Raw genomic sequence first — 12,248 nt, forward strand, 5'->3', positions numbered from 1 at the left:
AAAATAAAAATTCCCCACATTTAATGTAGGGAATATTTAATTATTTCATTGCCTCTTTGTTAGATAATTCAATATACTCATCAAACCATTTTTCTATTTGGCCTGAATCTTTTAATCCTTTAACAACTTCATTAACAGCTCCTGTTAAGTCGTCGTTACCCTTTTTAATTGCTACTGCAAAGCCACTTTCATCTGGAATTCCTAAGCCATCTATAATAACAAGTCCATCTGTTATTGATGCAAATTGTTTTGCTGGAAGTTCTGATAAGAAAGCTGCGTCAATAGACTTGTTCTTTAATTGTTCAATGATTACATTGTTAAGATCAAATCCCTTGCACTTATCTCCAAACTTTTCAGTTGCAAATTTTTGTTGAAGTGAACCAAGTTGTGTACCAATAGTTTTTCCTTTAAGATCATCAAAAGTTTTATACTTGTCTTTATTTTCTTCAGTTACAAGTAAAACTTGTTTTCCCTTTGAATATTCTTCAGAGAAGTCAACTTGTTTCTTTCTTTCTTCGTCAGCACCCATTCCTGCAAGAACCATATCAACGTCGCCTGAGTTTAGTGAAGCAAGAAGTCCTTCGAAAGCCATGTTCTTAACTTCAAGTTCAACTCCAAGTGAATCTGCAATTGATTTTGCAATTGCAAGGTCAACACCTGTAAATTCTTCCTTACCAGATTGGAAGGATGTCCATTCCATTGGTGGGAAGTCTGCTGAAGTTCCAAGAACTATTTTTCCCTTCTTCTTAATAGCATCAATTGTTGGTCCAGTAGTTTTTATTTCAAACTTAACTGCTTCCTTAGCTTCTTCCTTTGCGTCCTCTTTTTTTCCACACCCAAATAATAAAAGGGCCGTCATTGCAACAAGTGCAATACTAAAAATTTTCTTTTTCATAATTTCCTCCCGTTTTAATTTAAAATAGCCTTCTTAAAGCTTTCGCTTCAATTTTAAGAAACATTATAACTCAAAGGCTTATGATTTTCAATGACCTAAAGCTACTTTATTAACTTAAAATTCTAGTAGGTCACCTGCTGGAACTTTTTCGATTGGGTTAGTATTTTCTTCTACAGGCTTTTGCTTTTCTACTGGCTTCGCCTCTGCCTTCTTAGGTCTTGAGAATTGGTAAACTCCCCAAGATTCTAATTCTGCATCTGTCCCCAACCAAACTGGTGCTCCAACCCTCATCTGTGGAAAAACTTCATTTTCTATATCGTAGTTAAACATCCTTATGCAACCATTGGAATAGTAGCCACCAATTTGAAGAGGTTTTATGTTGCCATGAATTCCATAACCACTTTCCCCTGGTATGCTTAGACCCATCCATCTTTCTCCAAGAGGGTTCTTTGGATCATTTGATGCAGCCGGAGTGTACTTACCTCCCATTCCACCCCAGGCAGGATTCTTGTGCATATTGTGAATTTTTGCCTTTGCTGATGGGGTTGGAGTTGAATTTGCTCCAAGAGTTACAGGGAACTTTCCAATAGCTTGACCTCCCTTGTAAAGAGTAAGTGTCCTCCTAGACTTGTTAACCACAATCCAAGTCCCACTTGTTGGTGGATTAGTTACCATATCATAAACTTCATAATTTTCTGTATAAAGAGCCTGCTTTGTCTTAGCGTTCATCCCACCAGTTACAGGAAGGTTCATCCTTGCCTGCCACTTTTTTAGGGAATGGGTCCTCTCACTGCCAGACTTATTCATAAAGTCATTTGGTCTCACAAATCCCTTTGCTGAAACAAAACTTGGCAAAAGACTTGCCGCCAATACAAGAACGGCCATTTTTTTAATCCTTTTCAAATTAATCCTCCAATTTATTCTTCAAGAATTCTCCTGTATAAGAATTCTTGCACTTAATAATTTCTTCTGGTCTTCCAGTGAAGATAACTTGACCTCCACCTTCTCCACCTTCTGGTCCAAGGTCTATAATATGGTCGGCACACTTTATAACATCAAGATTGTGCTCAATGGTTATTACAGTGTTGCCCCTATCCACAAGTTCTTCCAAGACCTTGATTAATTTATTTACATCTTCTGAGTGAAGACCAGTTGTTGGCTCGTCCAAGATGTAAAGAGTTCTTCCCGTTGCCCTCTTAGATAATTCTGTTGCAAGCTTTATCCTTTGGGCCTCACCACCTGATAGGAGTGTGGATGACTGGCCTAGTTTTATATAAGAAAGTCCAACATCTCTTAGGGTTTCAAGTTTTCTCAAAACTCTCTCATGATTTTTGAAGAAGTCAATTGCCTCTTCCACTGTCATGTCTAAGACTTCATAAATATTTTTGCCCTTGTATTTTACTTCAAGAGTTTCACGGTTGTATCTCTTTCCATGACAAACTTCACAAGGAACATAAACGTCAGACAAGAAGTGCATCTCAACTTTTAAAATTCCATCACCCTTGCAGGCCTCACATCTTCCTCCCTTGACGTTAAAAGAAAATCTTCCCTTCTTGTAGCCACGCATCTTTGCCTCGTTGGTATTGGCGAAGACATCTCTTATTATATCAAAGGCCCCGGTATAAGTGGCAGGGTTTGACCTTGGCGTTCTACCAATTGGTGATTGGTCGATGTCAACAATCTTGTCAATATTATCAAGCCCTTCAATAGTCTTGTGCTTGCCAGGTTTTATCCTAGACTTATTTATCTTTTGGGCAAGGCTCTTGTAGAGAATTTCATTTACAAGAGAAGACTTACCTGATCCAGAAACTCCTGTCACGCAGACAAACTGTCCCAGTGGGAATTCAACATCAATATTTTTTAAGTTGTTTTCCTCCGCACCTATTACCTTTATAGACTTGCCTGTGTATGCCCTTCTTTCCTTGGGAACTTCAATTTTCTTTCTCCCACTTAGGTAGGCCCCAGTTATGGACTCTTGAACTTCCATAATTTCTTCGGCAGTTCCTTGGGCAACAATCCTTCCCCCATTAACTCCTGCAAGGGGTCCAATGTCTACAATTTCATCTGCTGCAAACATAGTGTCCTCATCATGCTCAACAACGATTAAGGTGTTGCCAATATCTGTTAAATTTCTAAGGGACTCGAGAAGTTTTGCGTTGTCCCTTTGGTGAAGTCCAATACTTGGTTCATCAAGTACATAGATTACCCCCACAAGTTGGGACCCAATTTGAGTTGCTAACCTTATTCTTTGGGCCTCACCACCAGAAAGTGTCCCTGCCATCCTTGATAGGGATAAATATTCAAGACCGACGTTGACCAAGAATTCTAGCCTGGACTTGATTTCCTTTAAAAGTTCTTCAGCAATTATCATTTCATTTTTTGTAAACTCTAAATTTTCAAAAAACTCGAGAGACTTGTCTATGGATAATTCTGTTAGCTCATAGATATTTAGGCCTCCAACTCTTATTGCAAGAGATGAATCTTTTAATCTTGTTCCATGGCACTTAGGGCAGGGGACTTCTTCCATAAACTCGTCAATTTTATCTAACATCCTGTCAGAGCTTGATTCAGTGTACCTTCTCTTTAGATTTTTTAAGATTCCCTCAAAGCCTCCAGAGTATTTTTTTTCTCCAGAGAAGTAAGAATTAAAAGAGAAGTTAAGTTTTCCCTTGTAGCCTTCAAAAATTGCTTCCATAAATTCCTTTGGAGCATTTTTTATTGGTTCCTTAGTAGAAAAATTAAATTTCTTTGCTATTTGTGAAATTATTTCATAATAATATGTTCCCTTAGAGTTAGAGTAGCAGGCAATTGCTCCCTCATCTATGGAAAGGTCTTTGTTTGGAATAACCAAGTCTCTTGAAACTTCTTTAGAAAATCCAAGTCCCTTACACTCGTCACAAGCTCCCATAGGGGAGTTGAAGGAGAAGGACCTTGGAGTAACTTCTTCTATTATAATGTTGCAGTGAGGGCAGGCAAATTTTGTGGAGAAGACCATGTCATCTCCATCTATTACATTTATCTTTGCTATCCCATCACTTAGATTTGTTGCAATTTCAAGTGAGTCTGCAAGTCTTGATTCAATTTTCTCTTTTATTATTATCCTGTCAATGACAATATCTATGTCGTGATTTTTATTTTTTTCAAGTTCAATTTCTTCCCCAATGTCGTGCATTTCTCCGTCAACTAGAACTCGTAAAAGGCCTTCTTTTTTAATTTTTTCAAAAACTTTTTTGTGTTGACCCTTTCTGTGTCTAACAACTGGTGAAAGAATTTGAATCCTTGTCCTCTCATCTAGTTTCATTATTTCGTCAACCATTTGGTCTATAGTATAGGAAGAAATTTCTCTTCCACACTCTGGACAAAAGGCATGTCCAACTCTCGCATACAAGAGTCTTAGGTAGTCGTAGATTTCTGTAACTGTCCCCACAGTTGACCTTGGGTTCTTTGACGTAGTCTTTTGGTCAATGGAAATTGATGGACTCATGCCTTCAATATAGTCAACCTCTGGCTTATCCATTTGTCCCAAGAACTGTCTTGCATAGGAAGATAGAGATTCCACATACCTTCTTTGACCTTCTGCATAAATTGTATCAAAGGCAAGGGATGACTTGCCCGATCCAGAAAGTCCTGTGAAAACTACAAATTTATTTCTAGGAATTTTAAGGTCAACATTTTTTAGATTGTTGACCCTAGCTCCCTTTACTATTATTTCGTCTTTCAATATAACACCTCTTTAAAGGAGGGCAGATTTTTTCTTCTCCCTTAGATCCTTTATCTTGTCCCTAATTTCAGCTGCCTTTTCAAAGTCAAGTTCCTCTGCTGCCCTGTACATTTCAGGTTTTAGGGCATCTATCATTTCATTAATTTCATCCTTAGTAAATTCATTTTCTTCATCTTTAATATCCTTAAAGTCAATGGACTCTTCTGCAGCAATGGCAGTATTTATGACTTCACGAACACTCTTGACTATGGTCTTTGGAGTGATACCATGCTCTTCATTGTATTCTTCTTGAATTTTTCTTCTTCTAGAAGTTTCATCAATAGTTATCCTCATGGAAGGAGTTATAGTATCAGCATACATTATAACTTTTCCATCAGCATTTCTCGCTGCACGACCAGCAGTTTGGATAAGTGATGTGACAGAACGAAGGAAGCCTTCCTTGTCTGCATCAAGTATGCAAACTCTTGAAACCTCTGGCAGGTCAAGACCTTCTCTCAATAGGTTAATCCCAACTAGGACGTCAACCTTTCCAAGTCTTAGGTCTCTTATTATCTTCATCCTCTCCAAGGTATCAACATCAGAGTGCATGTAGGTTACTTTATACCCAATTTCTTTTAAATGCCTTGATAAATCTTCAGACATCCTCTTAGTTAGGGTTGTGATGAGGACTCTTTCATCCCTTTCAATGGCTCCATTCACTTCATTAATTATGTCATCAATTTGATTTTTAATTGGTCTTACTTCTATTATTGGATCAAGAAGACCAGTTGGTCTAATAATTTGTTCAACCTCTTGCTCAGTGTGTTCAAGTTCATAGGGTCCTGGAGTTGCAGAAACATAAACGCATTGGTTCATCATTTCTTCAAACTCATTAAATCTCAAAGGCCTGTTGTCTAAAGCCGAAGGAAGTCTAAAACCATATTCAACTAAAGTTTCCTTACGAGCCCTGTCCCCATTGTACATCCCCCTAATTTGTGGAATTGTTTGGTGAGACTCGTCAATTATTGTCAAGAAGTCCTTGGGGAAATAATCTATTAAAGTATAGGGTCTTGAACCTGGCGCCCTACCTGATAGGTGTCTTGAATAATTTTCTATACCAGAGCAAAACCCCATCTCAGACAACATTTCCAAGTCATATCTAGTCCTTTGCTCCAACCTTTGAGCCTCTAAAAGTTTTTCTTGGTCCTTTAAGACCTTGAGTCTTTCCTCGAGTTCTTCTTCTATTGTAACAATGGCACGCTTTACCTTTTCTTCTGAAGTTGCAAAGTGAGATGCCGGAGTAATGTAGGCGTGGTTTAGATAATGAAGAACTTGACCTGTCAAGGCATTTACTTCAGTTATCCTATCAATCTCGTCTCCAAAAAATTCAACCCTAATAGAGTTTTCTGATGAAGAAGCTGGAAAGATTTCCAAAATATCTCCACGAACCCTAAAGGTCCCACGTTTAAATTCATAGTCATTTCTCACATATTGGATGTCAACAAGTTTGCTCATGACTTCGTTCCTGTCCTTTATCATGCCAGGTCTTAGAGAGATTGCCAACTTTTCATAGTCAATTGGGTCCCCTAAACCATAGATGCAAGAAACTGATGCAACAATAATTACGTCCTTCCTCTCGAAAAGAGCCATAGTGGCAGAGTGACGAAGCTTATCTATTTCATCATTAATAGAGGAGTCCTTCTCAATGAAGGTATCAGTCCCTGGCACATAGGCCTCTGGTTGATAGTAATCGTAATAGGAAACAAAGAATTCCACAGCATTCTCTGGAAAAAACTCCTTTAACTCCGAACAAAGTTGATAGGCAAGAGTCTTGTTGTGGGCAATTACAAGAGTTGGTTTTTGAACTCTCTCAATTACATTTGCCATGGTAAAGGTCTTGCCCGAACCTGTTACCCCAAGTAGGTTTTGGTGCTTGTAGCCCTTCTTGATTCCCTCAGCTAACTTATCAATGGCCTGAGGTTGATCACCTGTGGGCTTGTATTCAGAATGAATTTTAAATTTCATTTAATCACCTTCTAATAAGAAAAAATATTGGAGTCCGTCCTCTTTTCTGTTCCACCAATATATACGTCTTTATCTTTTAAAATAATCTGGCCCCTACCCATGTCTTTGAAGTCACTTACAACTTCAACTTCGTGGCCAAGTTTTTTAAGTTCATCTATTATTTCAGGTCTAAAGTCCTTCTCTACCTGAATTTTTTTGTCATCAATCCACATAATCCTTGGTGCATCAAGGGCAGCTTGTGGATTTAAATTAAAATCTATCATATTCATAAGAACTTGAACATGGGCTTGTGGTTGCATAAAGGCTCCCATTATCCCAAAGGCTCCAAGTGCTTCATTGTTTTTTGTCATAAAACCAGGAATTATTGTGTGATAAGGAAGCTTTCCACCCTCAAGAGAGTTGGCAAGTCCTTCTTCAAAATAAAAATTTTCAACCCTGTTATTTAGGCTTATGCCAGTTTCAGGGACAACAATGCCTGATCCAAAGCCGGAGTAATTTGATTGAATCATGGAAACCATGTTCCCATCCTTGTCGGCTGTTGCAAAATAAACTGTGTCAGAAGAATTAATTTTAAAAGCTTCAGGACTTTTTGCCCTGTCACTTATTTTTGATCTCCTGTCCTTGGCATAGTCCTTTGACAAGAGTCTTTCAATTTCAATTTTCATCTTAGCAGGGTCAGCCACATAGGTCTTGGCATCAGTAAGAGATAATTTTATGGCCTCAATAATCTTGTGAAGGGCCTTAGGGTCCTCACAATCTTCTATTTCCATTTCACTTAAAATGTTTAGAGCCATTAAGACAGAAATCCCATGACCATTTGGTGGTATTTCCCAAATGTCAATTCCCTTGTAGTTTGTGGAAATTGGATCAACATATCTTGCTTCAAAGTATTTTAAGTCATCAAGACTTAAAAAGCCACCAAGCCTTTCAACTTCACTTGCAATTTTTTCTGCAAGCCCTCCTCTGTAAAAAGATTCTCCCTTAGTGTCGCGAATTTCTCTCAGAGTCCTTGCCATGTCTGGAGACTTAAAAACTTCTCCAGCTCTTGGCGCCCTCCCATCTATAGTAAAGGACTTAAAAAATTCTTCGAACTCATCCCTATTTAAGTTTTTATATTTTTTCACGCTTTCTCCCCAAAGTTTTGCAATTTGAGGAGTAACTGGATAGCCCTCTTCTGCATAAGAGATTGCAGGCTCAAAAATTTTATCGAGACTAAGACTGGCAAAGTCCTCATGAAGTTTCATTACTCCACCAATAAGTCCCGGCGTATTAATTACATTTACCCCACATGAAGGCATTTTATCATAGCCCTTTTCTCTTAACTTTTCAATAGAAATATTCTTAGGACTTCTGCCGCTGGCATTTACCCCATAGAGTTTGCCTTCAAAATAAATTAAGGCAAACATATCTGATCCCAATCCATTACCTGTAGGTTCAACTACTGGCAAGGTCATTGATGTGGCAAGGGCAGCGTCAATGGCATTTCCTCCCTCAAGAAGAATTTTTGCCCCAGCACTTGTCGCATAGGGTGACGATGTTGCCACCATTCCGTTTTTGCCAAAAATTGTCCTCCTTGTGGAAGGATAGGGATAGGCATTGTAATCAAATTTCATTTTATCATCCTTTAAAATATTTCTATAAGTTTATCTTCTATAAAGTCTTAAACAAAAGCAGATTAACTAATTTCATCAAATTCGTCTTTAAAAATTTACATTTCAATTCATATTGCTAACTCTATCAACAAGTATCTACTAACAAAGTTAATTCTATAATTAAAGTGTAAATAATTCAACTTTTAAGACTTTATAAACTTTCATTAAGTCCTTACCTTTTATAAAGTCATAAAATCTTGTGAAGTCGCTTCTCTTTATAAAGTCATAAAAAACTACAAAGTTATAATTTTTTCGCAAACCTATAGCCTTCTACAACTTAGTAAATTATAAAAAATTCCCCAAAGATAATAATCTCATCTTCCCCTTCAAAAAATCGACAAAAAAACAGGCAGCTAATTAGCTGCCCGCATTTAAATGACTAAAGTCAATTTTTAATTTTATCTTATTAAGATAATAATACTGCTCCGATTACACCACCGATTACTAGGAATACGTCGAATGCGATAAATGTAGGTACGCAAGTATCCCAAATGTGATCGTGTTGTCCGTCAGCGTTAAGACCAGATGTAGGTCCCATTGTTGAGTCAGATGCTGGTGATCCTGCATCTCCAAGAGCTGCTGCTATACCAATTAGAAGTATAATAGCTGGTTTAGAGAAGCCTAATTGTTGAGCTAGTGGAACATAGATTGCTGCTACTACTGGAATAGTACCGAAAGATGTACCGATACCCATTGTAATAATAAGACCAATTGCTAGCAATACAATTGAAGAAACTACAAGTGAAGCTCCTTCCATAATAGATGCTGTATCGTTAACTAGGTTTACTACTGCACCAGATGTGTTAAGAACGTTAGCATATCCACCTGCGATTAGCATAACGAATGCGATAAATGCCATTAGGTCAAGTCCACCGCTAACCATTTCATCAATTTCTTTCCATTTAATTGAACGAGTGATTAATAGGAAGATAATTCCGATTAATGCTGAGAATGGAAGGTTAGTTGTAATGATTTGAACAACAAGCATTGCTAGGGCTGCGATTAAAGCTCCCCAAGCTTGTGCTGTCATGTGAACTTCTTTATCAAGAGAAATAACTCCTGGGATTTCAAGATCTTCATATTCTCTGTCTTTTCCGTAAAGAACAAATACAACGAAGATTAAACCAATTAACATTGAAAATCCACCAATCCACATTACTTTTTGAGTATCTGCAACTGTTGTTGGCATACCTGCATCTGTCATATTTGATGCAATAATGTTGTGGAAGATAAGTCCAAATCCTGCTGGGATTGTAATGTAAGGTGCCTTTAATCCGAAGCAAAGAGCTGATGCAACTGCACGTCTGTCAATCTTTAACTTATTCATAAGTCCTAGTAGAGGTGGAATTAGAATAGGAATAAAGGAAATATGAACTGGTAAAAGGTTTTGTGAGAAAATTGAAATAAATGCTATAAGGAAAATCAAATAGAATTTATTATTTCCTACAACTTTAGAAAGCTTTTGAGCTAGTATAGTTATAAGTCCTGATTTACCAATTGAATAAGCGAACATACCAATTAGGATATAAGCAAGAGCTGTCTCTGCCATTGTTCCCATACCGCCAATTATTGTACCAATAATTGGATCGCCTTCAGTTCCAAATCCTGGTAGCTTTCCAATTGTATTTGCTTGCCAAGAATCTGCATCAAATACGTATAGTGGCATGCCTGCAGTTAATCCTGCAACAACACCTGCTACTAACAGTGAAAGTAGTACGTTAAGTTTTAACATACATAATACTACAAGTAGTAATACTGATACTACTACGGGGTTAAATAACAACATATTATTCCTCCTTTGAAAATGTTTTCTTTATTTTCTCATACTCTTATGTTTTTGTCAATAATACAATTCTGCATTTAACTAAATAATACAATCTACTACTTAAAGTGTTGTATTAACTTATTAAAGCAAACCTTGTTTCGTTCTCTTAATTTCCTTGATTTTTAAAGCTTTTTTTGGTACTTTATTTTTTTAATTTTCTTCACAAACTACAAAAATGTTTTATTATCAAGATTATTGTATTTTTTATTTTTTTCAATAAACAATATGTTTTCATAAAAAAACAAAGGGACCAAAGCCCCTTTGTTTTAAATCCTATATTGTTTTCCCGCTTAATTATTTTACTAACTTTCTATCTTCAACAACTAGTTCTCCGTCAATATAAACTTGTTTACAGAGGTTTGTTGCGAAGAAGTAAAGTGTATAGTCAATGTTGTGTGCATCAAAGATTGTAATGTTTGCCCTCTTGCCCTTGTCAAAGGATCCAATAGTTTTTGCCCTATCAACTGAGTAAGCAGCGTTAATAGTTACTGCGTTGTAAACTTCAATTGGTGTAAGTTTCATTTCTAGGCAGCCAAGTTGCATAATGAACTGAAGGTTTGCTGTTGGACATGATCCTGGGTTGGAGTCTGTACAAAGTGTAATTGCCATTCCCTTGTCAAGCATTCTTCTTGCTGGAGCATAAGTGTCTAACATAAGTGAGAAAGTTGTTCCTGGAAGAAGGTTACCAATTACATTTGCCTTTGAAAGAGTTTCAATTTCTTTATCATCAACTACCATTAAGTGTTCTGCAGAAACTGCTCCAACCTTAGCAGCAACATCTACTCCACCAACATTTTCAATTTCATCAGAGTGAATTCTTAATTTAAAGCCATGTTTCTTTGCAGCTTCAAGAATTCTGTCAGATTGTTCTGCTGTGAATACTCCCTTTTCACAGAATACGTCACAGAATTCTGCAAGATTTCTCTTTGCAACTTCTGGCATCATGTCGATTACAATGTCAACATATTCGTCTGGGTTATCCTTGTACTTTTCGTGAATAACGTGAGCTGCCATAAAGGTTGTAATCAATTCTATTGGGAAATCTTCATTTAATTTTTTAAGAACTTCAAGTTCCTTTAATTCTGTTTCAAGAGTGATTCCGTAACCACTTTTTGCTTCAACAGAAGTTACACCATGAACTAGCATGTGTTCAAGAAGGTCTCTTGTTTTATCATAAAGTTCATCAAAGCTTGCTGAATTTGTTGCCTTTAGTGTAGAAAGAATTCCTCCACCTGCTTCAAGAATTTCAAGATATTCCATTCCATTAAGCTTCATGGCAAATTCATTTTCACGGCTCCCACCATATACAAGGTGAGTGTGGGCATCAATTAGACCTGGAGTTGCAGTCTTGCCTGTAAGATCAACTATTTCAGTCTTGTCATCTTTTAATTTTTCGTAGCCATTACCTTCGCCAACTTCTAAGATCTTGCCATCCTTAATAGCAATGTAAGCATTTTTTAAGATGTCAGCTTGGTTCATTTCTTCTCCCCTAAGTGGTCTACCAATGTCCCTTGGTGAGAAAACCTGTTCAAGATTAACTAATATTTTATCCGCTTTCATAAATTCCTCCTTTTTCTGTCAATATATTAACACAAATTATATACCCAATAAATATGAAAATATTTTTATTTAGATTCTTAAAAAGTTTTTACGTTTTTTTAGTTGGCTTTTTTTAGTTAGTTCTATAGAAATTTTCAAAATAAAATTTCAAGAAAAACTTTTCTTCGAAATAAAAACTATTTCTTATTTTTTCTAACTCAACAGATATTTACAACTTTATAAATTTTTACAACTTTATAAATTTTTACGACTTTATAAATTCTTGCGACTTTATAAATTCTTGCGACTTTATAAATTCTTGCGACTTTATAAATTTTTGCGACTCAAGAATTATTTGCAAGTCCATAAACTTTTATTTAAATCATTAAACTTTTTATCGTTTATCTTTCAAACTCCTTCTCCATGTTTGAAAACGATTCATTTTTTCAATTTATCACGGTGAATTAATCACATATTTTAAGTAAAAGTGTCCTTTACATACTAGTTTTAAAGACAACTCAAGAAATTCATTTGTTTTTTTTATATATTTTTAATTTTTTAGGAAATTAATTTCCCTTTGTGTTTACATTTCAAAAATTTTAATTTATAATG

8 protein-coding genes are annotated in these 12,248 nt (G+C 36.4%); all 8 read right to left on the reverse strand.

What is annotated here, in order from left to right; translation table 11 throughout:
• Positions 1–40: 40 nt before the first annotated feature.
• Positions 41–895: a transporter substrate-binding domain-containing protein gene (locus tag HMPREF1864_RS03425; RefSeq protein WP_082718905.1), complete on the reverse strand. Its 855-nt coding sequence runs from the start codon at positions 893–895 to the stop codon at positions 41–43.
• A gap of 114 nt (positions 896–1,009) precedes the next feature.
• On the reverse strand, positions 1,010–1,798 hold the full coding sequence (locus HMPREF1864_RS03430) for a L,D-transpeptidase (RefSeq protein ID WP_062571450.1): 789 nt from the start codon (positions 1,796–1,798) through the stop codon (positions 1,010–1,012).
• Between the two features lies 1 nt (position 1,799).
• Positions 1,800–4,616: an excinuclease ABC subunit UvrA gene (uvrA, locus tag HMPREF1864_RS03435; protein ID WP_062571451.1), complete on the reverse strand. Its 2,817-nt coding sequence runs from the start codon at positions 4,614–4,616 to the stop codon at positions 1,800–1,802.
• Between the two features lie 12 nt (positions 4,617–4,628).
• The gene (uvrB, locus tag HMPREF1864_RS03440) at positions 4,629–6,620 is read right to left on the reverse strand and encodes an excinuclease ABC subunit UvrB (RefSeq protein ID WP_062571452.1); all 1,992 of its coding nucleotides are present in this window, start codon (positions 6,618–6,620) and stop codon (positions 4,629–4,631) included.
• A gap of 11 nt (positions 6,621–6,631) precedes the next feature.
• Positions 6,632–8,233, reverse strand: a complete 1,602-nt coding sequence (locus HMPREF1864_RS03445) for a gamma-glutamyltransferase family protein (protein ID WP_062571453.1) — start codon at positions 8,231–8,233, stop codon at positions 6,632–6,634.
• Between the two features lie 159 nt (positions 8,234–8,392).
• Positions 8,393–8,530, reverse strand: a complete 138-nt coding sequence (locus HMPREF1864_RS08485) for a hypothetical protein (RefSeq protein ID WP_156435950.1) — start codon at positions 8,528–8,530, stop codon at positions 8,393–8,395.
• Between the two features lie 148 nt (positions 8,531–8,678).
• Positions 8,679–10,058 (reverse strand): Na+/H+ antiporter NhaC family protein, encoded by a 1,380-nt coding sequence (locus tag HMPREF1864_RS03450; RefSeq protein ID WP_062571454.1) that lies wholly within the window; start codon positions 10,056–10,058, stop codon positions 8,679–8,681.
• 333 nt (positions 10,059–10,391) lie between these two features.
• Positions 10,392–11,657, reverse strand: a complete 1,266-nt coding sequence (gene hutI, locus HMPREF1864_RS03455) for an imidazolonepropionase (RefSeq protein ID WP_062571455.1) — start codon at positions 11,655–11,657, stop codon at positions 10,392–10,394.
• Between the last annotated feature and the right edge of the window lie 591 nt (positions 11,658–12,248).

Source organism: Peptoniphilus sp. DNF00840, assembly GCF_001553125.1.
Lineage (GTDB): Bacteria > Bacillota > Clostridia > Tissierellales > Peptoniphilaceae > Peptoniphilus_A > Peptoniphilus_A vaginalis.

Coding starts and splice junctions, on each gene's coding strand:
- HMPREF1864_RS03425 (WP_082718905.1), bottom strand. CDS start 895: ATGAAAAAGAAAATTTTTAGTATTGCACTTGTTGCAATGACGGCCCTT.
- uvrB (WP_062571452.1), bottom strand. CDS start 6,620: ATGAAATTTAAAATTCATTCTGAATACAAGCCCACAGGTGATCAACCT.
- HMPREF1864_RS03445 (WP_062571453.1), bottom strand. CDS start 8,233: ATGAAATTTGATTACAATGCCTATCCCTATCCTTCCACAAGGAGGACA.
- HMPREF1864_RS03450 (WP_062571454.1), bottom strand. CDS start 10,058: ATGTTGTTATTTAACCCCGTAGTAGTATCAGTATTACTACTTGTAGTA.
- hutI (WP_062571455.1), bottom strand. CDS start 11,657: ATGAAAGCGGATAAAATATTAGTTAATCTTGAACAGGTTTTCTCACCA.